The organism is Pedobacter sp. TM02 (assembly GCF_059705275.1).
The window spans coordinates 3,991,727-4,017,805 of the sequence record NZ_AP046530.1 but is presented as its reverse complement, the minus strand read 5'-3'; the positions used below and the strand labels follow the sequence as shown (position 1 = coordinate 4,017,805).

General features: G+C 45.4%; 23 protein-coding genes. 8 read left to right on the top strand and 15 right to left on the bottom strand.

Annotation, left to right across the window (positions count from 1 at the left end; all coding sequences use genetic code 11):
• Window position 1: 1 nt before the first annotated feature.
• The 3 genes from AC6H1S_RS17270 to AC6H1S_RS17260 form a co-directional block, all read right to left on the bottom strand.
• Window positions 2–1,474 carry a DUF5687 family protein gene (locus AC6H1S_RS17270; RefSeq protein ID WP_497564417.1) on the bottom strand — a complete coding sequence of 491 codons (1,473 nt, stop codon included), beginning with the start codon at window positions 1,472–1,474 and terminating at the stop codon, window positions 2–4.
• Between the two features lie 3 nt (window positions 1,475–1,477).
• Window positions 1,478–2,758 carry a replication-associated recombination protein A gene (locus AC6H1S_RS17265; protein ID WP_497564416.1) on the bottom strand — a complete coding sequence of 427 codons (1,281 nt, stop codon included), beginning with the start codon at window positions 2,756–2,758 and terminating at the stop codon, window positions 1,478–1,480.
• A 71-nt stretch (window positions 2,759–2,829) separates the two neighbouring features.
• On the bottom strand, window positions 2,830–4,047 hold the full coding sequence (locus AC6H1S_RS17260) for a DEAD/DEAH box helicase (protein WP_199136237.1): 1,218 nt from the start codon (window positions 4,045–4,047) through the stop codon (window positions 2,830–2,832).
• Between the two features lie 139 nt (window positions 4,048–4,186).
• On the opposite strand from AC6H1S_RS17260, the gene AC6H1S_RS17255 reads away from it, so the two are divergent.
• Window positions 4,187–5,482 (top strand): esterase-like activity of phytase family protein, encoded by a 1,296-nt coding sequence (locus AC6H1S_RS17255; RefSeq protein ID WP_497564415.1) that lies wholly within the window; start codon window positions 4,187–4,189, stop codon window positions 5,480–5,482.
• A 323-nt stretch (window positions 5,483–5,805) separates the two neighbouring features.
• Here the strand turns inward: AC6H1S_RS17255 and AC6H1S_RS17250 are convergent, their stop codons facing one another.
• Window positions 5,806–6,549, bottom strand: coding sequence for a DUF4197 domain-containing protein (locus tag AC6H1S_RS17250; RefSeq protein ID WP_497564414.1), 744 nt, complete (start codon window positions 6,547–6,549; stop codon window positions 5,806–5,808).
• 35 nt (window positions 6,550–6,584) lie between these two features.
• Entirely contained in the window at window positions 6,585–8,519 is a 1,935-nt protein-coding gene (locus AC6H1S_RS17245; RefSeq protein WP_497564413.1) for a vWA domain-containing protein, read from the bottom strand.
• Window positions 8,520–8,619: 100 nt separating this feature from the next.
• On the opposite strand from AC6H1S_RS17245, the gene AC6H1S_RS17240 reads away from it, so the two are divergent.
• The 3 genes from AC6H1S_RS17240 to AC6H1S_RS17230 are packed head-to-tail and all read left to right on the top strand — an operon-like array spanning window position 8,620 to window position 11,108.
• A complete protein-coding gene (locus tag AC6H1S_RS17240; RefSeq protein ID WP_497564412.1) occupies window positions 8,620–9,198 on the top strand; it encodes an RNA polymerase sigma factor in 579 nt (192 codons plus the stop codon).
• The gene (locus tag AC6H1S_RS17235) at window positions 9,188–10,447 is read left to right on the top strand and encodes a carboxypeptidase-like regulatory domain-containing protein (protein ID WP_497564411.1); all 1,260 of its coding nucleotides are present in this window, start codon (window positions 9,188–9,190) and stop codon (window positions 10,445–10,447) included. Before AC6H1S_RS17240 ends, AC6H1S_RS17235 begins: the two co-directional genes overlap by 11 nt.
• A gap of 46 nt (window positions 10,448–10,493) precedes the next feature.
• Complete coding sequence (locus AC6H1S_RS17230; protein WP_497564410.1) at window positions 10,494–11,108, top strand: FMN-binding negative transcriptional regulator; 615 nt, start codon at window positions 10,494–10,496, stop codon at window positions 11,106–11,108.
• Between the two features lie 24 nt (window positions 11,109–11,132).
• Here AC6H1S_RS17230 and AC6H1S_RS17225 read toward each other — a convergent pair whose 3' ends face one another.
• From AC6H1S_RS17225 to AC6H1S_RS17190, 8 genes are all read right to left on the bottom strand, one after another.
• A complete protein-coding gene (locus tag AC6H1S_RS17225; RefSeq protein ID WP_199136225.1) occupies window positions 11,133–12,434 on the bottom strand; it encodes an inorganic phosphate transporter in 1,302 nt (433 codons plus the stop codon).
• Between the two features lie 7 nt (window positions 12,435–12,441).
• Entirely contained in the window at window positions 12,442–13,083 is a 642-nt protein-coding gene (locus AC6H1S_RS17220) for a DUF47 domain-containing protein (protein WP_199136223.1), read from the bottom strand.
• A gap of 60 nt (window positions 13,084–13,143) precedes the next feature.
• Window positions 13,144–14,187, bottom strand: coding sequence for a sensor histidine kinase (locus AC6H1S_RS17215; RefSeq protein WP_199136221.1), 1,044 nt, complete (start codon window positions 14,185–14,187; stop codon window positions 13,144–13,146).
• A 64-nt stretch (window positions 14,188–14,251) separates the two neighbouring features.
• A complete protein-coding gene (locus AC6H1S_RS17210; protein ID WP_497564409.1) occupies window positions 14,252–15,010 on the bottom strand; it encodes a TIGR03915 family putative DNA repair protein in 759 nt (252 codons plus the stop codon).
• Window position 15,011: 1 nt separating this feature from the next.
• Window positions 15,012–16,268, bottom strand: a complete 1,257-nt coding sequence (locus AC6H1S_RS17205; protein ID WP_497564408.1) for a putative DNA modification/repair radical SAM protein — start codon at window positions 16,266–16,268, stop codon at window positions 15,012–15,014.
• A gap of 126 nt (window positions 16,269–16,394) precedes the next feature.
• A complete protein-coding gene (locus AC6H1S_RS17200) occupies window positions 16,395–17,042 on the bottom strand; it encodes an HD domain-containing protein (protein WP_497564407.1) in 648 nt (215 codons plus the stop codon).
• 66 nt (window positions 17,043–17,108) lie between these two features.
• On the bottom strand, window positions 17,109–17,360 hold the full coding sequence (locus AC6H1S_RS17195; RefSeq protein WP_199136212.1) for a helix-turn-helix domain-containing protein: 252 nt from the start codon (window positions 17,358–17,360) through the stop codon (window positions 17,109–17,111).
• A 120-nt stretch (window positions 17,361–17,480) separates the two neighbouring features.
• The gene (locus AC6H1S_RS17190; RefSeq protein WP_199136380.1) at window positions 17,481–18,668 is read right to left on the bottom strand and encodes a THUMP domain-containing class I SAM-dependent RNA methyltransferase; all 1,188 of its coding nucleotides are present in this window, start codon (window positions 18,666–18,668) and stop codon (window positions 17,481–17,483) included.
• A gap of 70 nt (window positions 18,669–18,738) precedes the next feature.
• Here AC6H1S_RS17190 and AC6H1S_RS17185 point away from each other — a divergent pair, with 70 nt between their 5' ends.
• The 4 genes from AC6H1S_RS17185 (at window position 18,739) to AC6H1S_RS17170 (ending at window position 22,361) form a co-directional block, all read left to right on the top strand.
• Window positions 18,739–19,110 carry a DUF3127 domain-containing protein gene (locus AC6H1S_RS17185; RefSeq protein WP_199136210.1) on the top strand — a complete coding sequence of 124 codons (372 nt, stop codon included), beginning with the start codon at window positions 18,739–18,741 and terminating at the stop codon, window positions 19,108–19,110.
• Window positions 19,111–19,262: 152 nt separating this feature from the next.
• Window positions 19,263–21,107, top strand: a complete 1,845-nt coding sequence (locus tag AC6H1S_RS17180; RefSeq protein WP_497564406.1) for a sensor histidine kinase — start codon at window positions 19,263–19,265, stop codon at window positions 21,105–21,107.
• Window positions 21,108–21,112: 5 nt separating this feature from the next.
• Window positions 21,113–21,808 (top strand): response regulator transcription factor, encoded by a 696-nt coding sequence (locus tag AC6H1S_RS17175; protein WP_199136378.1) that lies wholly within the window; start codon window positions 21,113–21,115, stop codon window positions 21,806–21,808.
• A 55-nt stretch (window positions 21,809–21,863) separates the two neighbouring features.
• Window positions 21,864–22,361 (top strand): hypothetical protein, encoded by a 498-nt coding sequence (locus AC6H1S_RS17170; RefSeq protein WP_497564405.1) that lies wholly within the window; start codon window positions 21,864–21,866, stop codon window positions 22,359–22,361.
• Between the two features lie 5 nt (window positions 22,362–22,366).
• On the opposite strand, the gene AC6H1S_RS17165 is transcribed toward AC6H1S_RS17170, so the two are convergent.
• Both AC6H1S_RS17165 and AC6H1S_RS17160 read right to left on the bottom strand, forming a co-directional pair.
• The gene (locus tag AC6H1S_RS17165; RefSeq protein ID WP_497564404.1) at window positions 22,367–23,143 is read right to left on the bottom strand and encodes a GLPGLI family protein; all 777 of its coding nucleotides are present in this window, start codon (window positions 23,141–23,143) and stop codon (window positions 22,367–22,369) included.
• A 4-nt stretch (window positions 23,144–23,147) separates the two neighbouring features.
• On the bottom strand, window positions 23,148–25,937 hold the full coding sequence (locus tag AC6H1S_RS17160; protein WP_497564403.1) for an outer membrane beta-barrel protein: 2,790 nt from the start codon (window positions 25,935–25,937) through the stop codon (window positions 23,148–23,150).
• Window positions 25,938–26,079: the final 142 nt, after the last annotated feature.

Genomic DNA, 26,079 nt, shown 5'->3' with positions numbered 1-26,079 from the left:
CTTATTCTCTAAAGCCTTCGGCTATTTTGTAACGTTGTTTTTCAAATCTTTTAACAATATAATTAACCCAAAATCCACGCATCAGCAACATGATGAGGCTGAACAAAGAAACGACGATCAATCCCAGGTAGGGCTTATTCATGATGCCGAATGGAAGGTAAAGTAAAGTTGGGGTCAACACATAAGGGAACATCAGCAGCCATTGGGTAGCGCCTGTGCCCTGATAATTGAAGCTGGCGGCCTTGGTAATGTCCAGTCGCTTATAATTTAAGGTGGCCAGGTAAAGCACGATTACCGTGCCGAAACCAATATTGTACAAATAGGCCGTCAGGTGCAGCAACAACAGCTTTGGGCTGATAAAACCATAAAAACTGGCCAGTAAGGTAATAATGGTGCAAGAAATGGTAAAAAGCAGGAATTTGGCTTTGATGAAATCCTTGAAGTTGATTTTGTTGCTCAAAATGCCATCAAAATGGGCACTTTGCCAGGCAAACATGAACTGTCCATAAATAATGATAGAAATACCGGTCATGAAAATGGCGGCAAACATCATTTGTCCGAACGCATTTTTGGCGATTACGGATTCTTTGTAAAAGATGAAGCCGTAGCACAAAAACAAAAAGCTCATGAAAACCGCCGAACGCGGGCGTTTATGGCGTAAAATCAGTTTCAGCTCCAAAGCTGCCAATTCGCCAACACGGCCAAAACGATTCAAGAAAGCATAATCAGTGCTTACCTTTTTCTCTTGTCCGGCGCTCAGCTCCTCGGCATACAGGTTGTTGCGCAGGTAGGTAGAGTTGATTTTGAAGATGATCAAAGCCAGAAGCGTAAAAACAAAACCGATGTACGGATACTGAGCCAATTTGGAGAAAACAAAGTTGCTGGCAGCCATTACCGAAATCACCTTGTAGTATTCCAAAGCTGCAAATCCGGCAAAAATGGCTAGGCCTATTACCGTAAACGAGATATTGGCAATCGATTTTCTTTTAATATACAGCACCAGGTAGTTATTGAATACCGCCAGCGATAGCACCGAAACAATATACATCAGCAAGGTAAGCACACCGTAGGCCGGTGCGATCTTGATGAAAAAGAACGGAAAAAAGATAAAGAACGGCCAAAGGTTAAAGGCCGAAAAGAGCGCCTTGATGTTGAGGAACTGGATGATTTTGCGCTTCGGAATCTTGAGATGCAGATAGGGAATAATACTTAGCGTAGGCAATTCTTGCAACTGCAGGCGCATGATGAAATCGAAGGCAAAATAATAAAGGATCAGCCCGTTAAAACTTACAATGGCATCCTGACCGGGAAAGAATTTGGGCAGAAACTTGGTCATGCCAAAGCCAACGCCAATGGCCACAGCCAAAAAGTAAAGCATAAAAAAGACCAGTACAATTTGTGCCGCAATGCTGCCAGCCTTGTTTCGGCTGCGCCAGAAGGCCTTCCTTTGATGGTCTAAAAAAGTAGTTAGCATAGATTAGTAGTTATATTTGTTTTTCCAATTTTGTTTTAGTTTCTCGCGCAGCTTTTCTTCTGCCGGATTTTTGCCCGGATCGTAAAGCTTGGTGCCACTCAGTTCTTCGGGCAAATATTCCTGTTCGGAGAAATTGCCTTCGTAGCTGTGCGAATATTGGTAATCCTTACCATAACCGATGTTTTTCATGAGCTTGGTTGGCGCATTGCGGATATGCAGGGGTACGGGCAGGTTGCCGGTTTGTTTAACCAAGGCCTGCGCTTTGTTGATGGCTTCGTAAGATGCATTGCTTTTGGCAGAAGAAGCCAAATACGTTACGCATTGCGCTAAAATGATCCTGGCTTCGGGATAGCCAATCACATTGACCGCGGCAAAGCAGTTGTTGGCCAATAGCAAGGCATTGGGGTTGGCGTTGCCAATATCTTCTGAGGAAAGAATAACAAGCCTGCGGGCGATAAACAGCGGATCTTCGCCACCCTCTATCATCCTGGCCAGCCAATAAACCGCGGCATTGGGATCGCTGCCCCTGATGGACTTGATAAAGGCCGAAATAATATCGTAATGCTGTTCACCGGCCTTGTCGTACAGGGCCAGGTTCTGTTGGGCATGCGCCAGTACGTTTTCGTTGGTGAGCGTAATTTGATCGCCGCCAATGCCATTGATGGCTATTTCGAGTACGTTGAGTAGCTTGCGTGCATCGCCGCCCGATAGGCGGATAAGGGCCTCGTGCTCCTTGATTTTAATCTGCTTTTTTTGAAGGATTTCGTCCTTTTTGATGGCGGTTTGCAACAAGGAAACCAATTCCTCTTCGGTTAGTGCCTTTAAAATATAAACCTGGCATCGCGAAAGCAAAGCCGAGATGACTTCGAAAGAGGGGTTTTCGGTAGTGGCGCCAATCAGCGTAACCAAGCCCCGCTCAACCGCACCCAGCAAGCTGTCTTGTTGCGATTTGCTGAAACGGTGGATCTCGTCTATAAACAAGATGGGCAGGCCCATGAAACTGTCTTTCAGTGCGGCGGCACGGTCAATGACATCTCGGATGTCTTTAACCCCCGAATTGATGGCGCTGAGGTTAAAAAATGGGCGGTCTAGATTTTGTGAAATGATGGAGGCCAAAGTGGTTTTGCCTACGCCCGGAGGCCCCCAAAAAATCATGGAAGGCAATTGCCCGCTTTCAATGGCTTTGCGCAAAACCGCATCTGGACCAACCAAATGCTTTTGTCCCACATACTCATCCAAATTTTGTGGACGCATCCGTTCTGCTAAAGGTGGGAGGTTCTGCATAGCCTAAAGGTATAGAATTTGAACCAAAAATTAGAAAGCAATTGGCATATTGCAAGTGTTTTTCTGATTTTTTAGCCGGCAGCTGGCTTCGGCTTTTTCTTGAAGAACTTCTTTTTCTTTTTATAGGGTTTTTGCTCGGCCATGGCTTCTTCCTTTGGTGCTTCGCCCAGGTGCTCGGGTAAGGGCATGCGGTCTATCTGGCGTTCAATCAGTTTTTCGATGTTGGCCAGTTTACGTTTGTCTTTGCCGTTAACCAGGGTAATGGCTGTGCCGGTGGTGGCTGCCCTTGCAGTTCGGCCAATCCTGTGAATGTAGTCTTCGGCATCGTGGGGGGCATCGTAATTGATCACCAGGTCTATGCCCGTTACGTCAATGCCGCGGCTCAGTACATCGGTGCCGATCAGTACGTTCAGTTTGCTGTTCTTGAAATCGAGCATAATGGCTTCGCGCTCTTTCTGCTCCAAATCGCTATGGAACGAGGCCGCTTTGAGGCCCAGTCGCTTAAATACCTTGCCCAGCTCCTTTACTTTTTCCTTGCGGCCCGCAAAAACAATAATGCGGTTGTAGGTGGCCGATTTCAATATTTCGGTCAGCAAAGGCACTTTTTGTTCGTCGTGCATAAGGTAAACCTGCTGGTTAATGCCTTCGGCTGGTTTAGATATCGAGATGTTGATCTGCTCAGGTTCTGTTAATAAATTGCTGGCCAATTTCCTGATTTTAGGGGGCATGGTGGCCGAAAACATGACGGTTTGACGAGCTTTGGGCAGATAGCCTACAATTTTCATGATGTCTTCGTAAAAGCCCATGTCGAGCATCCTGTCGGCTTCGTCGAGTACCAGGTACTGTAACTGGTCCATTTTGAGCAAGCCTGAAGAAAGGTGCGCAATTAAGCGGCCGGGGGTGGCAATAATAATGTCTACGCCTTCGCGCATCGATCGTTTTTGCTGTTCGTAGGCGATGCCATCGCCGCCGCCATAAACGGTTAGCGAACTGATATTGGTAAAATAAGAAAGCGCTTCTACCTGAAGGTCTATCTGCTGCGCCAATTCGCGGGTTGGGGCCAATATCAAAGTGGTATTGTGCCGCTCGTGCTTTTCGGTCAGCATGTGCATAATCGGCAAAAGATAGGCGCCGGTTTTTCCGGTGCCGGTTTGGGCACAGGCAATCAGGTCTTTTTTTGCTAAAATTAGTGGAATGGCCTGTTGCTGTATGGGCGTTGCACTGCGGAAGCCCATGGCCAATAAACCCTCTAAAAGCTCGGGGTTGAAGTTAAAATCCTTAAAATCCAAATGTTTATCTGTAAAATACTCGATAAAAGTACCTCAAATAAAAGCCAAAAACAAATTAAACGCCTGTTCAAATTGTTGTTTTTATGTTAATAATGCCTTTATATGGTTTCGGTTCTTTTGTAAAAACAAACATATTTTTATGAAAAAACAAGCATTGAGCTTCCTTTCGGCCGGCCTGATCTTATTCGCAGCCTGCAAAAAACATTCATCCTCTCCAGAAACCCCAGCTTTTGTATACCCTGATATGGCCGAAGTAAGCGAGCCTGCAATTCTTTTCACCACGGCCGATGGCGTAAAGGTTTATAATGGCGGCTTTGGCTCGGCGGTAGCAGCCGATCCCAAATCGCCAGATGTATTTTACATGCTAACTGATCGGGGCTCTAACGTAGCCGGACAGGTCGCCAATTCGATCATCATCGGCAAGCCTGATTTTGCACCCCAAATTGGCAAATTCAGACTAAAGGATGGGAAGCTGGTGCTAGAGCAGGTGATCGAACTTAAAAATGCCCAAAATGGCAAACTGAACGGATTGCCCAATCCAGTGGGCATGGGGGCTTCGGGCGAGACGGCTTACGACTTGAACGGACAAGTGTTAACGCCAAGTGCAGATGGAATCGATTCGGAAGGATTGGTTTTGGCAGCCGATGGTACTTTCTGGATCAGCGATGAATACGGCCCACATATCTTACACGTAGATGCGAATGGAAAAACCTTAGAACGTATCAATCCTTTTGGTAGTGGCACCAGAGGCCGTAAATTGCCGGCAGTGTTTGCAACCCGCAGGGCCAACCGGGGCATGGAGGGGCTGACGATAACCCCTGATGGCAAGACCTTGGTGGGCATGATGCAATCGCCGATGTACAACCCCTCTAAAACAGCTGTAGCCAATTCTACGGTTTTACGTATCCTTACTTTCGATATTGCTACCGGGGCTACCAAACAATATGCCTATCTGATGGATAATACCAGCCTCACTGGTGTAAGCGATATCGTAGCGGTAAGTAGCACAACTTTTCTTACCATAGAGCGCGATGGCAACTTTGGTGGCGCAGCAACCAATCCGGCTGCATTTAAGCGTGTATTCAAGATCGATATCAGCAATGCTACTGATATTTCTGATGCCAATAATGGTGCTAATGGGAAGCTGTACGGTGGCAAAACGGTAGAAGAACTGAACAATTTGGCGGGCCTGCAAGGGGCTGGCATCGCTCCGGTTAGCAAAACCTTGGTGCTCGACCTATTGAAAGACCTGCCCATGGTTTATCCGCATGATAAAGCCGAAGGCCTGACTTTGTTGCCGGGCAATATATTGGCCATTGCTAACGATGATGATTTTGGAGTAGTGGACAACGGTGCCAGTGGCTTTGCCGCTAAGATACTGCCATTGACAAATAAGGTTGACCGTAACCGACTTTACTTTGTTAAGCTGAAATAGTAAGGGTAACAGATTAATAGATCGAAGCCGTGCCGAAAGGCATGGCTTTTTTGTTGGATGGAGGTTCTTCCTTTTACCAAAAAAGCGTCCCGGTTTTGTCGAGACGCTTTTCTTTAACTGCTGGTTAGCTATGCTTTGCCTGCCCTACACGGATCGCCCGTTCACAGGACTTTTTTTCGCTGGTTGTTTTTGTTTTGCCATAGATGGCTTCTTCTTTTTTTGGATAGAACAAGCTAGCAAGAATTTGGTTTTAATTGGTGAAATTTTTATTAACAAATCAACAATTTATGCGTAGCGGAAAGCATAGGCCCATCAGTTGCACTTTATTTCTTTTTGTTGTCGGCATAGCCGAATACTTTTTGCAGCAAAGTGGTAGAGCGGGCATTGATGTTGTCCCTGATTTTAAGCTCTTCCTGTGCCACTTGGATAAACATGCCGTCGATGGCTTTTTGTGCCACATAGCTCGATAAATCGGTGTTTACTGGCTTTACCAAAGGCAGCTTGTTGTAGGCCGTAGCGGCATCGCCCCAATATTTGGTAGCACCTACCTTGCCCAGGCTGTTGGTAATTACCGGCTTGAATTTTTCCATCAGCTGTGCAGTGGTTACGCGTTTAAAATACTGTGTAGCCGCATCCTTGTCGCCCAGCAGGATGTTGGTGGCATCGGCAATGGTCATTTGCTTGATAGCCGAAAGGAAAATAGGCTTGGCTTCCTTGGCGGCATCTTCGGCGGCGCGGTTAATGCTCAGGATTACATTGTCGGCCAAAGCATTTAAGCCCACGCTTCTCAGTGTTTTTTCAACCTTTTGTGCTTCTGGCGGAAAAAGGATCTTTACAGCCAGGTTGCCAAAAAAGCCGTCTTTTGCCGAAAGTTTGTCGGCCCCCTCCGAAGTTCCGATTTCGAGGGCCTGTTTAATGCCCTGTCCAATTTCTAAGGTGGTAGGGTTGCCGCTGGTCGGAATTTGCTTTAAAATGTTGCCGATTTTCGATTGGCTCTGCACATCGCAGCTGCTGAGGCATAATAGAGCGCCAGCGGTAAAAAATAAACCTAGTTTTTTTATCATCATCTTTTCAATTGTTAAAAGAGCGGAAAAGATGGTGGCTAGCGTTTATTGCGCTCCTCCCCATCACCGTTTCTATCGGCAATATTAAGCAAATCTTTTGCCATTAATTTGGCCGACTGCACTAATTTTAGAAACGCTGTGCGATAGCCTTCTTTGTCTTTGCCTTTTGCCCCATTGGCAAGGTCTATGACTTGTTCGAAGCTGCTGGTTTGCTTAAACTCGGACTGGCGCAATAACATGCCAAATTCGGCCACAGCCGCCGCAAACCTGAAATTGTCGCTAGTGTTGGTAGACATCGCTTCGTATCGAACTATTTTTTGCAAGCGCTTACTTTTGTTGGCGCTAGGTTCTTTGTAGCGGAGCTTAATGGTCAGCATTTCATCGTTATGGCTGGCCAAGGCTTTTGTCTTTTGGTATTTAAGCTCGTCAACGTTAGCAATGAACTCGCTTTTTTCGCCAATAGGTATGATTTCGTAAAGTGCAGTAACCGTATGTCCCGATCCCATATCGCCAGCGTCTTTCTGGTCGTCGTTAAAATCCTCGTCGTTAAGCAGGCGGTTTTCATAACCGATTAACCGATAAGCCTGAACCTTGGATGGATTGAATTCCAACTGAAGTTTCACGTCTTTGGCTACCGTAAACAAGGTGCCTCCAAATTCGTTCACCAACACTTTTTTCGCCTCCATAATATTGTCGATATAGGCATAGTTGCCATTACCTTTATCGGCTAAGGTTTCCATTTTGCTATCTTTATAATTGCCCATTCCGTAGCCCAGTACCGTCAGGAATACGCCGCTTTTGCGTTTCTCCTCAATAAGGCGTTCCATAGCGGCATCGCTGCTGGCGCCCACGTTAAAATCGCCGTCTGTGGCCAAAATAATGCGGTTGTTTCCCTCCTTAATAAAGTTTTCGGTTGCCACTCTATAGGCCAATGCCAATCCGGCGCCACCAGCTGTAGAACCACCTGCGCTCAGTCTGCTCAAAGCGTCTTTGATGGTCGTTTTGTTGGCCCCAGAAGTAGAAGGCAATACCAAGCCAGAACTGCCGGCATATACTACGATAGCAACCTTATCTTGTTCCCTCAGCTGATCGGTAAGGAGCTTTAACGAGGAAACCAGTAACGGCAGTTTGTTTTCATCGTTCATTGATCCAGAAACATCGATCAAGAATACTAAATTCGATGCTGGCAGGTGCGGGGTAGCGATTTTTTTGGCCTTCAAGCCAATATGTAACAACAGATGTTTGCTGTTCCAAGGGGCTGGTGCTAGCTCTGTTACAATATTTACCGGATCATTTCCGGTTGGGTCCGCATAGTCGTAATCAAAATAATTGATCATTTCTTCGATACGTACGGCGTCTTTTGGAGGCAAACTGCCATTGTTGATAAAACGGCGCATGTTGCTATACGAAGCCGCATCTACATCAATAGAAAAGGTAGATAAAGGATTTTTGTTGGCCTTCAAAAAACCGTTTTCCTTAATGGCACTATAGCTTTCGGTATCATGAACGGGTTTGTCTTTTTGAAAGGAATTATGGCCTCGAATTACAACTCCTGCCGCCTTGCCTTGTTGACTTCGCATTTCCTTCGCGCTAATTAGGGAACTGGAGGATGATGCGACCTCTCTTCTTTTCAATTGTGCCGTATAACCAACCACAACCACTTCGTTTAGCGAATGAGAATCTTCTTCGAGCCGGATCTCGTAATGGTTTGCCTTGGTAATCGTAATGGTTTGTGTTTTATAGCCGAGATAGGAAACTTCAAAGGTTTTGTCGTTTTTGTTGATCTCTAGCTTGAACTGGCCATTATTGTCGGTGGTTACTTTGTTCTTGCTGGGCATTGCTCTGACGCTTGCCAATTGGATTCCTTTCCCATCTGTTTTATCAACGATTGTTCCAGTAATGGTCCTGGTGGTTATGCCCTTAAATCCAAACAAAATGAACAAGGCCAAAAAAGGTAGTATTAATCTTTTCATGAGCTGTAGGTTTTGTTTGATGATGGCAGCTTTCTCAGATTTCCATAGCCACAACGGAAAATATTTTTTATACTTGGATAAGATTTAGCAGCGGCCCACATTGAAGTTTATCAAAAATACCACCAAGATTAACCAGCACGACGATTCTGAACTGATTGCAACCTATCAGAAAAGCGGTGATTTGGAGGCATTGGGTACGCTCTACAACAAATACATGCACCTGGTTTTTGGGGTCTGCTTCAATTATTTTAAAGACGAAGAGCAGAGCAAGGATGCCGTGATGCAGATTTTTGAAGAACTGGTGTTGAAACTGAAGCTGCACCAGGTACAGAACTTCAAAAGCTGGCTCCATGTACTTACCCGGAACCACTGTTTAATGGCCTTGCGCAAGTCTACAAAAAATCCTACCGTAACTTTGGAAGATAATTTTGTGGAAAACGAGGACTTTGTGCATCTGGATATTGACGATGCAAAAGAAACGCAGCTTACCTTGATGGAAAAGTGCATGGAAACCCTGTCTGAAGAGCAAAGAAAGAGTGTGGAACTCTTCTACTTGCAGGAGAAATGCTATAAGGAAGTTGCCGATATAACCGGCTACGATATGCTCAAAGTGAAGAGCTATATCCAAAATGGGAAGAGAAATTTGAAAATTTGCATAGAAAAGAACAGTGAGCTATAACGAGTGGATAGATATTGAAGTATTGGAAGATTACCTTGATGGTAAGCTCGATGCCCAAACGATGCATCAGGTGGAAAAACTTTCGCTTGAGGATCCCTTCGTGGCCGAAGCCCTAGCTGGCTTGAGCCAATCGCCCAAGCGTGCCCAGTCTTTATCCCTGCTTCAAAAACAATTGCAGGAACGCATTGCCCAAAAGCCGATTGAACAAAAAAGATGGCGCCTAACTTCGCAACGCCTAAGCATTGCGGCCGCCGCCGCCGTACTTTTTGTGGTGGCCAGCCTCTTGTTTTGGATGAGGGAAAGCAACAACCGCGAACAATTGGCCAAGCAGCAGCCTAAGCAGGTAGAAGTAAATACGGCACCTCAAGTTGCCACTAAAAAAACCGAAGCGCCTGTTGCCGATGCCACCGTAGCCAGTGAAGTTGATAAAGCCCTGGCCAGTGCCAAAACCAGCAGCCTCGCCAAACTCAACCCTAAAGGGAAGGCTGTTGCCAAAACTGCTCCAGAAGATATATTGGCCAACAAAACGGTCGCAGAAGTAAGCGACAAGAACGAAGTGAGCGTAGCCGCCGCCCCACCAGCGCCAATGGCAATGCAGGCCCGCGCGCTTAAAGTAGATAGCCTGAGCAACGTAGCCGTGGCCAAAAGAGAAGCCAGGCCTTTAAATCAAACCCTTAGTGGCCGGGCACCAGGCGTTACCTTTTCTCCCGATATTTTTAGTGGCAAAGTCATTTCCAAAATAGATGGTTTGCCTATTCCGGGTGCCGATGTGAAGGTGCTGAACACCAACATCAGAACCATGACCAACAGCAAAGGCGAATTTAGCCTGCGCCTTGACAGCAGCAACAGCCAAAGCCTAACCGTTAATTATTTGGGCTTTAATGCCAAAGAGGTAAGTACTAAAGCCAATAAAGCCATCATCGAATTGGAACCTGCCGATCAAACCCTGAAAGAGGTAACGGTAAATGTAAGCAAGGCTAAAATAGCCCCCCCAACGCCAGCCGAAAGCTGGGCCAAGTACAGGGAATACCTAAACAGCAACAATAAGCTTTACAAAGGCGCTGTGGCCAACAGAACGGTGTTGCTTAGCTTTGAGGTTGATGCCAAAGGCAGGCCAAGCCATATCAAGGTGGTAAAGAGCTTAACCAAGGCCGAAGACGATGAAGCCATCCGCTTGGTTAAGGAAGGGCCAAATTGGGTCCGGCACCATCCTTCAGATTCTAAAGTAGAATTGAGCATCGAGTTTTAGTTGCTGCAGTTCCCGGTCTGTTTGTTGGTCCTAATTCCCCTTTAAAATGTACAAAAATTCTAAGTTTGAAGAAAAAGATGCCCAAAAAGTATGGGCTTTTATGCAGGCACATCCTTTTATCACCTTAATTGGTTTTGATGGAATGTACCCGGTAGCTACCCAAGTGCCTGTTCAGGTTTATCAAAACGAACAGGGCTTGCGTATTGTTGGTCATGTGATGAAAAAAACCGATCATCACGAAGCTTATGCTCGAAACGAAAACGTGCTGGCCTTATTTACGGGTGCCCATGCCTATGTCAGCGCTTCGGTTTACGAAAATCCGGCAGGAGCCTCTACCTGGAACTATAGCTCGGTGCAGGCCAAAGGTAAAATCAGGCTGATGGATGAAGCTGGAACCCGAGAGGTAATCAAACAGTTAACCAACAGCTACGAAGATCCGGCAACGAGCCAGGCGGCGTTTCATCGCATGACTGACGATTACATCGAGAAGAACCTCAAAGCCATCAGTGGTTTCGAAATCAGGGTAGAGGGCTTGGCCAATGTTTTCAAGCTGAGCCAAAACCATACAGAAGCCAACCGCAAGCAAATCATCGAAAACCTGGAACAGCATGGCGATGCCGATGCGCAGCAGGTAGCCCGTGACATGAAAAAAAGGCTTTAAGTTAAATCTTAAAGCCTTTTTTTATTAATGGATAAATAAGCTTAACAGGTAATAGACCAGCGCAGCCAGTACCGCCGAAACAGGTATGGTGAGTATCCAGGCCCAAATCAGTTTTACGGTTACGCCCCATTTTACCGCCGATACGCCTTTGGTTAAGCCAGAGCCGATAATAGAACCGGTAATGGTGTGCGTAGTACTTACCGGAATTTTAAGATGCTCGGTAAAATATAAGGTTAAGGCACCTGCAGTTTCAGAAGTTACACCTTCGAACGGGGTTACCTTGGTAATTTTAGAGCCCATGGTTTTTACAATTTTCCAGCCGCCGCTTAAGGTACCCGCTGCAATGGCGCTGTAACAGGCCAACGGAATCCAATCAGGCATTTGTCCGGCAATTTCTTCGCCGTTGGCTCCTTTTGAGGGGAGGATTACGTGTAGCCAAGAGGGCAGGCTATCCATAGACACACCGCTGGTATGGATGTAAACTACTACTGCAGCTGCGATAATACCCATTACTTTTTGCGAGTCGTTGCCACCATGGCCCAAGCTAAACGAGGCCGACGACAAGAGTTGCATCTTGCGCAACCAGGCGGTAGACTGGGTTTGGTTCAAACTGCTAAAAATAAGGCAGAAAAAGCTGACCGACATGACGATGAAGGCCACGAGCAGCCATTTGATGTTATGGGCTTCAAGTACTACGCTCCAAAAATGCGATTCGAAGCGTGGGTGTTTGATTTCGTGGTAAAATTTAATCTGGGTATAAATGTAGATGCCAACCACCAGCATTAAGGTTAGGGTAAATATTTTTGGCCAGATGCTCTTTTTGGAAGAGTGCAGAAACCAGATGGAAATAAAGTAGGAAATAACCGCCCCGATAACCGGAGCCAGTACAATAAAGCCCAAAATTACCAATACACCGGTAGGCATTTCGCCCGCCTTGCCTTCTTTATACCAAAGTACTACGTTAAAGCCTGCATGGGCAATGGCGGCGCCTGCAAAACCTCCAATCAAGGTATGCGACGAACTGGAAGGAATGCCCAGCCACCAGGTTAACAGGTTCCAGATAATGGCCGCTATAACGCCGGCCAAAATCACCACCAGGTTAATTTCCATGGTGTTGGCGGTCTTGGCTACCGTATCGGCAACGCCAAAACCAAATACCCAATAAGCCAAAAAATTAAAAAAAGCTGCCCAAAGCACAGCCTGAAAAGGCGTTAACACCTTGGTGGCAACAATGGTAGCTATGGCATTGGCGGCATCATGAAAGCCATTGATGTAGTCGAAAATCAGGGCTAATACAATGATGACGAAAAGTAGGGTTAAACTCATATTTTTGTTAGGCGTTTTTAACCAAAATAGATTCAAGCACGTTCGCGGCATCTTCGCATTTGTCGGTTGCGATTTCCAGCGTTTGCAAAATCTCCTTCTGTTTAATCAATTCTATCGCGTTGGTTTCAAACTCAAATAAACGGGCAATGGCCAAATTGCAGGCGTAATCGGCCTGGTTTTCGGCACTGTTGATCCTTACGCAGGCATCGGCAATTACCCTGATGTTTTTAAAGCTTCTCAATTCCTTGATGGCTTTTTCCAAGTCGGCACACATTTCTACCAAGAGTTCGGCCAGTTTGACCATGGCATCACCAATGTTTACCATGTTGTACAGCTCGATGTTTCCGGCCGAAGCGTGGATGTAATCGGCGATATCGTCGATGGCGCTGGCCAAAGAGTGGATGTCTTCGCGGTCGAAAGGCGTAATGAAGTTCTTGCTCAGTTCGATAAAGATGGTGTGGGTAATATCGTCGCCCACGTGCTCAAGGCGTTCTACTTCCTTGATGGCTTCTTTTCTTTTATCTAAGTCGGTGGTGGTTACCACGACCAATAATGCTTCTGCAATCTTTAAAACGTTGCTGCCGGCTTGTTCAAATAGAGGTTGGAATTTTTTATCCTTAGGGGTAAAGAAGCTAAAAATGCTATTCATACTCATTAAATATGATACAAAACTAAGCTTGCTATGTTAAGTTAATGTTAACTCCAACAACTATTTTAATAAATCGTTCTGATTGGCCTTTTCCAAGGTAAATGCAAAAGTAGTTCCGATGTTGGGCGTGCTGCGTACAGAAATGGTCTGTTGGTGCGCTTCCAAAATATGCTTAACAATAGCCAAGCCCAAGCCGGTGCCGCCTTCTTTGCGCGAGCGGTGCGAATCGATGCGGTAGAAACGTTCAAACAGCCTGTTCAGGTGCTTCTCTTCAATGCCAATGCCATTGTCGGTTACCTCGATCAGAAACTGGTCGTGCAGTTCGAATATCTTGATGGCTGTAGCGCCGTTTTCATTGCCGTATTTGATGGAATTCTGGATCAGGTTGATCATTACTTGCCTTATTTTTTCCTTGTCGGCAAACACTATGGTGGGACCAGTGTATTTGTCCTTGAACGATAGTTTGATTTTGTTGGCCATGGCCCTGTCTTCCAGGCTGTCCATTACTTCTTTGGCCAATACCACAAAATCGAATTTCTGGAAATTGATGGGTATTTCGCCGGTTTCGAGCTTGGAAATCGAATCGAGGTCGTTGATGAGATAGCTTAAGCGTTCTACATTGTTTTCGGCCTTTTTCAGAAACTTGATAGCCGTTTCCGGGTCGTCGGCAATACAATCCTGCAAGGTTTCTATATAGCCCTGTATGGCAAACAAAGGCGTTTTAAATTCGTGCGATACGTTAGAAAGAAATTCGCGCCTAAACTGTTCCTGTTTTTTAAGGAGTTCGATTTCGCGTTTTTTGGCGCCGGCCCATTCTTTTACCTCTTGCTCTACATCGTTAATCGGGTCTGAACTTACATATTCGCCCAAGGCCTCCTTCAAGTCTTTGCCTAGTTTCAGGTTGTGGATGAGTTTATAAATCAGCTTGATCTTGCCATAAATATATTTCTCTAACAGGTAGTAAAAAACCAGAAAACTGGTTACAAACGAAATCCCAAAAGAAATCAGTAAATAATACCAGCTGCCCTGAAAATGGAAGTTGACCAAGCCAATGGAAAGGCCAACTGCGAGTGCCGTGATGAGTACAAGTACGCTTAACTTCATAAGGCTAATTTACAACTAATAAGTTAAGTCTATGTTAAGTAAAGTGTTAAAAGCAACCGTAGCTTTATTCTGGTTGCTTTTCGGTAAGGTATTTCCAATAGCGCTTGGGTACATGCCTCACGTGCAGCTTGGTGTTCTTGCGGGATTGGATATTGGTGCTTTTAAAGTAGTCTTTCCAGAGGTTGGCATAGAGCTTCTCCTTTTCGTCTTGTTGGACTTTTTCCTTTTGTTGAAGCAGTTGCAGGCCGTTTTCGAGAAAGATTTCTGTGGTTTGCCGCAGGTCGTAATAAATACCGTAGTTCCTTTTGATGTCGTAGATCACCCAACGCTGGTCTGCATAACGCTGGGTAAAGTGCCCTGCAATTAAGGGAATAACATTGAAATCGGGATCGATGCCACAATAAAACAGGCCGTCTTCTGCCTTTTCGAACCTGATGAAGGCTTCCATACGGTGCTTTTCACGTTCTACGCTCCGGGCCAGCTTTGCCACGGTTAAAACAAAGGGGTCGCCATAGTTTTGCTCTGCGCCTTGCTGCTTGAATAAGATGCAACAACAGTTAAAAAAAGCCACAAAAGCTTCTTCTTGTTCGGAAAGAAAGCAACAATAAAGCTTGCGCAGCCATTCTTTGGATAGGCGTTGCTGCAGGCCTTTCCACACGCGGCCTGCCTTTTCGCTATCGGTGTGGATGAACAGGGTTTCACTAAAGGCGTCAGGCTGGTAGTGTAAAGTGCTGCAAAGCTTTACTGCGCCGGGCTTGCGCTCAAACCATTCGAAAATGGCCGTCAAAAGGCCTTCAAGGCTTTGGTCAAAAACATAAATCATATCAGAAAAGCGCAAGTTGCTGCCGGTCGGTTTTGAGGTATTTGCTTTGGCTTTCGGCCAAGATAAAGGCTTTGAGTTGCGTAGCTTGGTAATCCCGAAGTTGAAAAGGCGTATCGGCACAAGTAATAAAATATTTGGCGCGACTATAGGCCACGCCAATTTTTTGCAACTGATAAATATGCAGCCTGCCAAACTGCCTGGCCTTGACGATTTTTTGGGCCGATGCAATGCCTATTCCAGGTATGCGCATAATCATTTGGTAGGTAGCTGTATTGATATCGACAGGAAAATACTGGAGGTTGCGCAAAGCCCAGCTCAATTTAGGGTCAATGTCGGTATCGAGGTGTGGGTGGCTATCGTTCAATATTTCTCTAACGTTGAACCCATAAAAACGCATCAGCCAATCGGTTTGGTAAAGCCGGTTTTCCCTAAGCAAAGGGGGCTGGCTGCCGATAAGTGGCATACGGCTGTCGTTGCTAATGGGAATGTAGCCAGAATAATAGACCCTTTTGAGCGAGAAGTTTCGATAAAAGGCCTCAGCGGTATACATAATGTCCTTATCTGTTTCGGGGGTGGCACCAATTACCATTTGGGTGCTTTGGCCTGCCGGCACGAATTGGGGTACGTGCTTGATCAATTTTTTTTCTTCGGTAAACTGCACGATTTGTTGTTGTACAAATCCCAGGGGTTTCATCACATCCTGGTGGCTTTTTTCTGGAGCGAGTAATTTCAATCCGCTTTCGGTAGGCATTTCCAGGTTGATGCTCATGCGGTCGGCATAAAGGCCTGCCTCTTTGATCAGCTCGTCGCTAGCTCCTGGAATGGTTTTGAGGTGGATATAGCCGTTGTATTTTTCTTCAAGCCTCAGTTTCTTGACCACGCGCAATAGCCTTTCCATGGTAAAGTCGGCATTTTTAAAGATCCCGGAGCTAAGAAATAGGCCTTCTATGTAGTTGCGCCGATAAAAGTTCATGGTTAGTTCTACTACCTCTTCTACCGTAAAGGCTGCGCGTTCAATGTCGTTGCTTTTTCTGCTTACGCAATACGCACAATCAAAGATGCAGTGGTTGGTAAGCAGGATTTTGAGCAATGATACGCAGCGCCCGTCCTCGGTATAGGTATGGCAAATGCCCGATATGTGGCCGTTGCCAACTCCCTTGTTGTGGTTTTTCCGATTGCTGCCACTTGATGAGCAGGAAACGTCATATTTGGCGGCATCGGCAAGGATGTTCAGTTTTTCTCTTAGGCGCTCAGACATTTTAACATGATTTGGAATTCAAAAATAACAAATCATGCTAAAAAAATTAGTAAAAATACCAGCGCTTTTTGGGGTAAGGTTCGGTTAATCACTAATTAACTAAACTGTCAGCTCCCCAACTTATCCTTATGCACGGCCTTCCCATTCGGCATCAAACTGCTCCAGATAGTCGAGCATAAACTGATGGCGTTTTTCGGCCATGGCTTTGCCGGTTTGGGTTTTCATCAGGTCTTTAAGTCGCAGCAGCTTTTCGTAAAAGTGGTTAATGGTAGGTGCCGTGGTGTTCTTATATTCTTCCTTGCTCATATTCAGCTTAGGTGCAATGGCCGGATCGTACAATATGCGGTTTTTGTAGCCACCGTAGGTAAACGCCCGGGCAATCCCAATGGCGCCAATGGCATCCAGGCGGTCGGCATCCTGTACAATGTCCAACTCTTTCGACGCAAAGGTAAGCGTGCCCAAACTGGCTTTAAAAGAAAGGTTTTTGATGATCTGCTGTACCTGTACGATAATAGGTTCGGCTACATCGATGCTTTTCAGGAAGTCACCTGCTTTTTGAGGGCCGATTTCTTCGTCGCCATCGTTAAACTTGCTGTCGGCAATATCGTGCAGCAAAGCCGCCAAGGCCACAAGCAGCTCATCGCCTTTTTCGATGGCATTAATGGTTTGGGCGGTTTTGTAAACGCGTTCAATATGAAACCAATCATGGCCCGCTTCGGCGCCTGCCAAGGTTGCCTTCACAAATTCGATGGTTTTTGAAATGATAGCCTGCATGGGTATAGATATGAGGCCGCAAGTTATCGCGAATTTTGTTGACAAGCGTCTTTTGTTGAAAAATGTTTAGGCGAAGGGCCCTAGGTTGCCTGTCTTTTCGGGGTAGAGCAATTGCATGACCTCAACTTCTAAAATCACGGCAATCTGGAAAAGCCTGTCGAGGGTAATTTTGCTGTAGCCCAGCTCTATTTTGCTGTATGCATTTTGCGAGATATCGAGCTTGGCGGCCAGGTAATCTTGGGTGTAGTTTTTCTGTTCCCTTATTTTCCTGATTGTGGAAGCTACTTCCTGCATCTGCTGTTTTGCCTTATCTTTCATGTGGTTGTATAGGGTTGATCTGAAAGCATAAACAAAAAAAAAGCACCCGTGGTTTTGAAATAACTTCGGATATTGAAATTTTCTGTGGTGGCGACCTGCCAAATCCGGAGGTGTATGTTGTTAGGCTCTCTTTGGTCTTTCCTCGTCGGGCCTTCTCGAGCCGTCGTAGAGTTCGTATTCGAGAAGACGGCAATCTAGCTTACCATTGTAAAATTCGATCTTTTTGTCGGCCTTTAAGCCAATTTTCTTGGCCAGATCGGGGTTTCCGGTAAAGATGTAGCCAAAATAGCCCTTGCACTGTTTTTTCATGAAATCCCCCATTCTTTTGTAGGTGAGCTCCAGCTGGCTGTGTACGCCCAGGCGTTCGCCGTATTCAGGATTGAACACCACTACGCCTTTGCCAGTTTGGGGCACTTGGGTGCGTTCGAAATCGCAAACTTCGAAGGTAATGAGGGTATCAACGCCAGCGGTTTTGGCATTTCTGCGGCTCACTTCAACGGCATCTTCAGAAAGATCGGAAGCCACGATTTGCAGGTCGATGTTTTTGATCACCTGTTCTTTCAGTATTCTTCTTTCGGCAAAAAACACCTCCTCGTCGTAGCCCAAAATGTGCATAAAGCCATAATTCATGCGGTACAGGCCTGGCCTGCGGTTGGTCGCCAGCAAGGCAGCTTCTATGGCCAGGGTTCCCGAACCGCACATGGGATTGACAAAAGGTGATTTTTGATCCCATTGGGTAGCCAAAATTACACTGGTAGCCAAGGCTTCGAGCATAGGGGCCTTGCCTGGAATTTTGCGGTAGCTATGCTTGGCCAGGGTTTCGCCGCTGGTGTCTAAAAAAACGTCAGCTTCGTTGTCTTTCCAATAAAGGTGAACCACGGTTTTATTGGCATCGGAGCCAGAATTTGGCCTAATGCCTTTTTTATCCTTGATTCGGTCTACAATGGCATCTTTTACTTTGAGGTTGGCAAAAAGTGGCGTGGTAATGGTGGGGTTGTCTACGTTTGAAGTTACCGAAAAATAGCCCGAAAAATCGATCAGTTCTTCCCATTCCATGGCTGCCAGTTCTTTATAGAGCTCATCGGGGTTGCTGGCTTTAAAGCTATTGATGCAATAGAGGATCTGGCTGGCGCACCTCAGGTTAAGGTTAAGCTTGATACATTCGGTTAGGGTAATGTTGAGCTCAACGCCGGTAGCAAATGCACGTACAATGGTATAGCCCAGCGCTGCAACTTCTTCTTGCAGGTAGGGCGAAAGTCTTTTGTTGCAGGTTACAATAACCTTGCTCTTGTTGTGGAAAACTTGCATCATATAGATTGCGAAGTTATCAATAAAAATATAGAGATTTGGTTTGCGAGGATAATAATATAGAATTGAAATGGAAATTAAAGGAAAAGTGCACGAAATCGGTGCGTTACAACAAGTGAGCGAAACGTTTAAAAAACGTGATTTGATTATAGAATATGCAGAAAATCCTACTTACCCTGAATACATCAGGTTTGAGGCTTTACAAGATAAGACAGCTTTGTTCGATAGTTTGAAACCGGGCGACGAAGTAGAAGTTTCGTTCAATTTGCGTGGCCGTCCTTGGACCAACAAAGAGGGCGTAACCTCTTATTTTAACAGTTTAGTGGTTTGGCGCCTAACCGCCCTCACCAATACGGCAGGAGCCGCTCCGGCAGCGCCACAATATGCCGCCCCTGCCGACCTTAACGCATCGGCGGGTGAGGAAGACGATCTTCCTTTCTAAAAGATCTTTTTTTAAGCAAACAAATTTAAATGCCGGGCCGTCTTGATTTTCGAGACGGCTTTTTTGTTTAACCAATTGGCAATCACACTTGTTAAAAAGTGTTAAAACCTAGGCTTATGGGCTAATACTTCGCTATTTTTGAATAACTAAAGATGAAAAAAAGAAGTCTCTGGATAATTACGGCGCTCATGACCCTGGCCCTGCTGGGTGTTTTTGTGATGCAGGTGTATTACATCAGGGAATCGTACAAGCTGAACTCGAGGCTTTTCGAAGAGAATGTAAACCAAGCACTCAATGCGGTGGTCAACAAAATTCAGAAGAAGAACGTCGTAACCAGCATCAATAGAAAAGACGACGAAGCCAGAAGGCAGCGCGAAGAAGACCTGAAAAGCAAAACGGATACCATCGTGGCCTTCAAGGTTCGCTTTAAGGACAGCGAGAGCCAAAGAAAATACCGGCAACAGCAGCAAATGCTCGATTATATCCTTTTTCAGGACAGTTCAATCAAGGCCAGCTTTTTGTCGCCTTTCATGATTACCGAAGAAGAATATCAAATCTATTCTAATCCAAACTCGAGCGCAAACAATAAACTGGGCTTGGATATTGAGGATATCAAAGATGTAAACGGCAACCTCATCAGCAGAAGGGTGAGGCCTAGGTTTTTGCACCTGAGAACCAACCTGCAGCAGGGAAAGCTGCCCGACACCATCAGGTATATTGCCTTTAGTCCGCAGAACTGGTTGCCCCATGTGGTTTCTTTTCCAAGCAAAGATCCCGATATGATGGCCAAGTTCAAGGTAGAAGATGCAAAGGCCAGCAAAAAGTACCAAATGGAGCTGGATAGGCTGTATGCCGATACGGCAAACCTGTTTAGCAACAACAGCTTTAACCTGGTACAGGATGTGGCCAAAGAGCTCGATAACAAAAATGTACCTTTAGAGAACCGTATTCCGTCAAAAAAAATACTCGATACGCTGCTTCGGCGGGAATTGCTGAGCAAAAACATCAAGCTCGCCTACAATTACTGGCTTACCCCCGCCAAAGACAAGAATCGCATCATCTACCAGAATGTATCACATAACCTTACTGAGCCTCTGCCTAAAAACACGTTCGAACATGTGGTTTTCAGCAATGATGTGGTGATCAACGACCCAGGAATGCTTTACGTAAGCTTTCCCAATGTAAGTTCGTTGATATTCAGCAACATGTTTGCTACGTTAGCCTCCTCGGTAGCCCTGCTTTTGGTATTGATCTTTATCTTTACCTATACCATTTTGGCCATCATCAGACAAAAGAAGCTATCGGAAATGAAAACGGATTTCATCAACAACATGACGCACGAATTTAAAACGCCGGTAGCCACCATTATGATTGCCAGCGAAGCGTTGAAGGATCCGGAAGTGGTTGAAGACAAGACGCGCATCAGCCGCTTGGCCAACATCATTTATGATGAAAATGTTCGCCTGGGCAACCACATCGAGCGCGTGCTGAGCGTAGCGCGACTTGAAAAGAAGGAAATCAAGCTGGAATATGCACCAGTCAATGTAAACGACCTGATTATGGCTGTAGTAGACAGCATGGGCCTGCAGCTGCAAAAGCGCAATGCCCAGGTTACGCTCAATCTCAATTCGGCCGACGACTTGGTTATGGGCGACGAACTGCACCTTTCTAATGTAATTTACAACTTGATAGACAACGCCAACAAGTACAGCTTAAACGAGCCGAAAATTACCATCAGTACGCGAAGCAGTCTCAAAAACTTGTATATACAGGTTTCCGACGAGGGTATTGGCATGACCAAAGACCAAACCAAGCGCATATTTGACCAGTTTTACAGGGTGCATACCGGAAACCTGCACGATGTAAAAGGCTTTGGCTTGGGGCTGAACTATGTACAAGATATCCTCATGCAAATGGGCGGCAGCATCAAGGTGCAGAGCGAAAAAGACAGAGGTACCACTTTCGAAGTTATTATACCATTTAAACATAGCAATTAATCATGATGAAGAAGATCCTATTGGTAGAAGATGACCCTAACTTGGGCCTGTTGCTGCAAGACTATTTGCAGCTGAAAGGCAAATTCGATGTGGTGCTGTGTACTGATGGTGAAGAAGGTCTGAAGGCTTTTTCTAAGCAGCAGTTCGACCTTTGTATCTTAGACGTGATGATGCCTAAAAAAGATGGCTTTACCTTGGGCAAGGAAATCAGGAAAACCAATCAGCAGGTGCCCATTATCTTTGCTACCGCCAAAGCCATGATGGAAGACAAGGCTTCGGCCTACGATCTGGGGGGCGACGATTACATCACCAAGCCTTTTCGAATCGAAGAATTGCTGCTGCGCATCAACGCCCTGCTTAAACGTGTGGCGGCCAAAGAAGGCGTGAGCAACGAACCGGTACAAACCCAATTCCTGATTGGCAAATATACCTTCGATTATACCACGCAACTGATCCACTTTAACGGCCAGCAGCAAAAGCTATCGACCAAGGAAGCCGAACTCTTGCAACTGCTCTGCCTCAAGAAAAATACTGTTTTAACCCGGGAAGAAGCCCTGTTAAGCATTTGGCACGACGATAATTATTTTAATGGCCGCAGCATGGACGTTTTTTTGAGCAAGCTGCGCAAGTACCTGAAGGAAGATCCCAAGGTAGAAATCCTGAACGTTCATGGCAAGGGCTACAAGCTATTGGTGAACTAGTCGCGTGCCAAGAAATAGCAGGTTTTTCATATCTTCCGCCCTTTAACCTAATCACATGACTTTAGAGGAGGCCAAGCGCATTGGCTACAAGCAGGCTCTACAAAAAACGGCAATACTCGTTGTACTTTGTCTGCTGTTTTTTATGTATCAGGAAACACGTGGCGATTTTGCCAACGGTTTTATTTTCTTTATGGATGCCGTTTTAAGCGTTCGGGTAATCGGAATTTTGATCGTGCTTTTTGGGCTTACCTATATTTATGGCAAGCGCGCGGGCCGTTCTGTTATTTTGGAACGAAAGCATTTTGTGTGGGTTGCCCTTAAATACACCGTTGTCATTGTATTGTTCGTCACCATACCGGCCTTTGCCGTAACTATTTTAAGTGGCTTGGCCACCCAAAACCTACAGGAATTTGTACTTGCATTTGTGCTGGGCTCTTTGTTTTGGATGTTGCCTATGTTGTTGGTATGGTTATGGGCCTGCTACCGTATGCACGTGGTTGCCAAACAAAATCATTCCGCTCAGTCGGCAGGCTCGGCAACAGTTCAGCCGTAAAAGATTTAAATACTAACAGCCCTTAAGATATCGAGCGCATAATCGCCCCAATCTTTTAAGGCGTCTTTTAAAATAATCGAAAGTTTTTTGTTGTCGGTAGGCTTGCCCTTTGTAGGTTCCTTTAGCTGGGCTTCGGTAACGGGCTGATCGCTTACCGAGGTAGCAAACCAGGTAATGTGCTCTTTAGGCAGGGCGAGGCCTAAAATCATGCCAGGCAATCCGGTAAAAGATTCTGGTCCGCCCGAAACCGGGATTTCGTCGGTATAGAATGCCACCACATAAATCGAATCCATAATCACGGCATTGGCCCTTCTGCAGTCGTAGCCTGCAATGTTCCTGATTTCGTCGGTTAGCTTCCAGTTGATTTTGCGGGTGCTGTCTTTTACCAGATAGGTTTCTTCGAATATTTTCTTCTGTACGGTGCTGGTGCCATTTAGCGTGTTGGTGTAGAGTACGTTGTTTTGCTTGGCCTGTTCAAAATCGAACCAGCTGTTTTCCATGACCTCTTCGGCTACTGGCGTAAACAAAGTTTTGCCGTTTGAGAAAGTCAGGCTGCTTTTTAGGATCTTGAATTGCGGCTTGTTCTTTTTATAGTCTTCCAGTATTTTTTGACCCCACGTGTCGTCTTTGCTCTTTTTGATGCGCTCTGTAATGAGGGCCAGCATGTTTACCTTTTTTTCGTATTCAATTACCCCTTGTGTAACGAAACGGGCGTTTTGGGCATATAAAGTACGGCTCGTTAAAGCCAAAATAACAATCGTTAGAATATGTTTGATTTTCATGGTCTTAATTTTTTTGAGGTGCGCCACCCATTTTGCTGAAATCCCAAACCAGCGAGAACATAAAATACCTGCTGATGTTGTTGTAACTGGTTTGAACAATAGAGTTGGCCGATGCATTGCGGCTAAAGCCCCTGTTCTGGTTGAGTAAGTCGTTGCCTCTTAACATCAGTTTCAGGTCTTCTTTCTTGAAGAAGCTTTTTGAAATCGAAGCGTTAATGATGGTTTGTTCAAAGCTGCTGTTAAATGATTTAGAGCTCGGCGTATAGGTATAATCGGCATCAGCCTGCAAAGCGATCTTTTTAGGCAAAATAACCTTTACGTAGGCATTGCCTGCCGTGCCCCAGCCTTTGTTGCTGCGTTCTGGCTGTAACGATGCCTCTTGGGCATTGTAGCTGGGACCAAAGCCTAAGCTGATTTCAAATTTGTCGTTATACCTGCTCAGGCTTGCCCTTGGGCCAAACCTTTTGCTGGTGGTTTCGTTAAACTGGCCATTGATATAGCTGTATCCGGTATTGCCGCCAGCATTGATGTTTAGGCCGGCATCCATGCCAATGAACTTTAGCTTTCTGCTAAAGCCAGCATAAAAATTATAAGATACCGGCGTCTTTCCGTTGAGGTTAACCGATTGGTAGACCGATTTTCCATCCCCATCGGTAGTCGTGTTGTTTACAATAGCGTTGTTGGTGAAAGAAAAATAGCCGTTTAAGTAAAAAGACTGGTTGCTGATAACCTTGTAAGAACTATAGTTGAGGGAGAAACTGCTGCTGAAAGACGGCTTAAGGTCGGGATTGCCCAATTGCTGGTTTAAGGGATCGGTATTTACCTTAACTGGCTGCAACTGGTCAACCATAGGCTGCTGCATATAACCATTGTAGCCAAACCTGATCGCTCTTTGCGACGAAAACTTGTATTGATAATTTAACTGTGGCAGCCAATTGAAGAAGCTTCTTTTGTACCTTGTATTGGAAAGCGCTTCGTACTGGTCAAAGTTAACCGCGTTTACCTTGGTTCCAAATCCAAGTACGGTTTTGCCTTTCTTGTAGTTGAAAATAGCACCACCCTGATTAGTGTATTGGGTAGCCTCAAAGTCGTTGCTAAACTCCGGGTCTAGCAAGTTGTAGTTGCCGGGGGCCGATTGGTTAAATGATTTCCGGTCTGAAGTACTGTTGTTAACACTAAAGCCATAATTTAATACCAGCGAGAAGAACTTGCTGATGGGTTCGTTGTAGGTAAAGTTTGAGGTAAACGCAGCTATATTGGTCTTATTGGTTTTAAACTGATCTACAAGCTCGCTGCTTTTGGGCAGGCCATTCTCATCAAAGAACTCATTATCTGATTTGATATAACCTTCGTTGTCTTTTTTGTTGATCCTTTGGCTTAAGCTGATAGAAAAGTTACGGCCAAGTTTTTTGAGCTTTTTGTTGTAGAAGGCAGAGATGTTGAAGAGTTGTTCATTGCCATCAACATCATTGCTTCTCTCACTGGTATTCAGTTTCGAACCGTTTTCTCTCGTGGTGATGCTCGAAAAATCACTCTCGTTGCTGCTCTTTTTCAGCGTTCCGTCTATCGATACTTTCAGGTTAGAGGTAGTATCCAGTTTGATGGTATAGGTTGCGTCAAGCTTTTGGCGAAAAATGCTCTTGTCCGAAGCCTCGTCGCTGTTGCTAAAGTTAATGTCGGTAGGCAAGTTTCTTTGGTTTAAGGTGTTCTTTTTGAGTTTCACATCCATCTCCCCAATTTTGTAATTGGTGTTGAGGCTTTCTTTGTCGCCACGCCATTTGGTATCGTAGTGCACCCCGCCATTATTGGCTCTTGGGATACCTTCGCCATAGTATTGGCCTTCCCAGCCATCAATTTCGTCGTCGTCGCCACTAAAGAAAATCATATCGCCAGATATTTCCATGTTGTTGCTGCCGCCACCATATTTATTGGAATCGTCCCAGCCGAGACCGGTTTTGCCATTGTTGCCCGAAGTGCCATACACAGCCAATTTCTGCTTGGCTTTAAACAGGTTAAACATGGCTTGGGCTTCGTAAAAATCCTTGGTGCCATAGCCTGCATCAATTTTGCCAAAATAACCCTTTTTCATGTCCTCCTTCAGCTTGATGTTGATGGTCGTGGTTTTCTGCCCATCGTCAACACCGGTAAAAGCGGCCTGGTCGCTTGATTTTTCATAAAGCTGCACCTTGTCTACCATATCTGCTCTTAGGTTTTTAGTGACCAGGGTAGGATCGTCGCCAAAAAACTCCTCGCCATCAACCAATACCTTGGGTACGGCTTTGCCCTGGGCAGTGATCTTGCCGTCTTTGTCAATCTGTATGCCCGGCATTTTTTTGAGCAGGTCTTCTACCTTGTCGTTGGGCTGTATCGAATAGCTGGCCGCATTAAACTCGGTGGTATCGCCTTTGATTTTAATGGCTGCGGCTTGGCCTCTGATGATAACCTCGTTCAGCAATTTGGCCTTCGATTTCATGTTGATGCTTTTGAAATCGATGCTTGTTTTGGCCGAATCCAAGGTGAACGGATTTACATAATCCGCATATTCGGGATAGGTGAGCAAGAGAATGAAATTTCCCTTTTTCATGTTTTCGATAGCAAAAGAGCCCGTAGTGGTTGCCCGGGTAAATTTATAGAGCGTTGAGTCTTTTGCATGGAGAATGCTGATGGTTGCATAGTGGAGTTTGCTGTTGCCGGCACTGTCGATTACGGTTCCCTTAATAGCAAATGGATTTTGCGCGTGCGCAACACTGGTGTAGCACATTGTTAATAAAATGGCTAGACGGATAAATTTCATCGGGGTTTGTTTTGTTTGGCTGATGCTAAAATATAACTAAAAAATTAATACTAAAAATTTAGTTATGGTTTTTTAACATTTGATAACATTTTTTAACATTTGTTACGGGGCCGAAAACATGATGAATATTTAATTACATTTA

Coding starts and splice junctions, on each gene's coding strand:
- AC6H1S_RS17270 (WP_497564417.1), bottom strand. CDS start 1,474: ATGCTAACTACTTTTTTAGACCATCAAAGGAAGGCCTTCTGGCGCAGC.
- AC6H1S_RS17265 (WP_497564416.1), bottom strand. CDS start 2,758: ATGCAGAACCTCCCACCTTTAGCAGAACGGATGCGTCCACAAAATTTG.
- AC6H1S_RS17255 (WP_497564415.1), top strand. CDS start 4,187: ATGAAAAAACAAGCATTGAGCTTCCTTTCGGCCGGCCTGATCTTATTC.
- AC6H1S_RS17250 (WP_497564414.1), bottom strand. CDS start 6,549: ATGATGATAAAAAAACTAGGTTTATTTTTTACCGCTGGCGCTCTATTA.
- AC6H1S_RS17245 (WP_497564413.1), bottom strand. CDS start 8,519: ATGAAAAGATTAATACTACCTTTTTTGGCCTTGTTCATTTTGTTTGGA.
- AC6H1S_RS17230 (WP_497564410.1), top strand. CDS start 10,494: ATGTACAAAAATTCTAAGTTTGAAGAAAAAGATGCCCAAAAAGTATGG.
- AC6H1S_RS17225 (WP_199136225.1), bottom strand. CDS start 12,434: ATGAGTTTAACCCTACTTTTCGTCATCATTGTATTAGCCCTGATTTTC.
- AC6H1S_RS17220 (WP_199136223.1), bottom strand. CDS start 13,083: ATGAATAGCATTTTTAGCTTCTTTACCCCTAAGGATAAAAAATTCCAA.
- AC6H1S_RS17215 (WP_199136221.1), bottom strand. CDS start 14,187: ATGAAGTTAAGCGTACTTGTACTCATCACGGCACTCGCAGTTGGCCTT.
- AC6H1S_RS17210 (WP_497564409.1), bottom strand. CDS start 15,010: ATGATTTATGTTTTTGACCAAAGCCTTGAAGGCCTTTTGACGGCCATT.
- AC6H1S_RS17205 (WP_497564408.1), bottom strand. CDS start 16,268: ATGTCTGAGCGCCTAAGAGAAAAACTGAACATCCTTGCCGATGCCGCC.
- AC6H1S_RS17200 (WP_497564407.1), bottom strand. CDS start 17,042: ATGCAGGCTATCATTTCAAAAACCATCGAATTTGTGAAGGCAACCTTG.
- AC6H1S_RS17195 (WP_199136212.1), bottom strand. CDS start 17,360: ATGAAAGATAAGGCAAAACAGCAGATGCAGGAAGTAGCTTCCACAATC.
- AC6H1S_RS17190 (WP_199136380.1), bottom strand. CDS start 18,668: ATGCAAGTTTTCCACAACAAGAGCAAGGTTATTGTAACCTGCAACAAA.
- AC6H1S_RS17185 (WP_199136210.1), top strand. CDS start 18,739: ATGGAAATTAAAGGAAAAGTGCACGAAATCGGTGCGTTACAACAAGTG.
- AC6H1S_RS17180 (WP_497564406.1), top strand. CDS start 19,263: ATGAAAAAAAGAAGTCTCTGGATAATTACGGCGCTCATGACCCTGGCC.
- AC6H1S_RS17175 (WP_199136378.1), top strand. CDS start 21,113: ATGAAGAAGATCCTATTGGTAGAAGATGACCCTAACTTGGGCCTGTTG.
- AC6H1S_RS17170 (WP_497564405.1), top strand. CDS start 21,864: ATGACTTTAGAGGAGGCCAAGCGCATTGGCTACAAGCAGGCTCTACAA.
- AC6H1S_RS17165 (WP_497564404.1), bottom strand. CDS start 23,143: ATGAAAATCAAACATATTCTAACGATTGTTATTTTGGCTTTAACGAGC.
- AC6H1S_RS17160 (WP_497564403.1), bottom strand. CDS start 25,937: ATGAAATTTATCCGTCTAGCCATTTTATTAACAATGTGCTACACCAGT.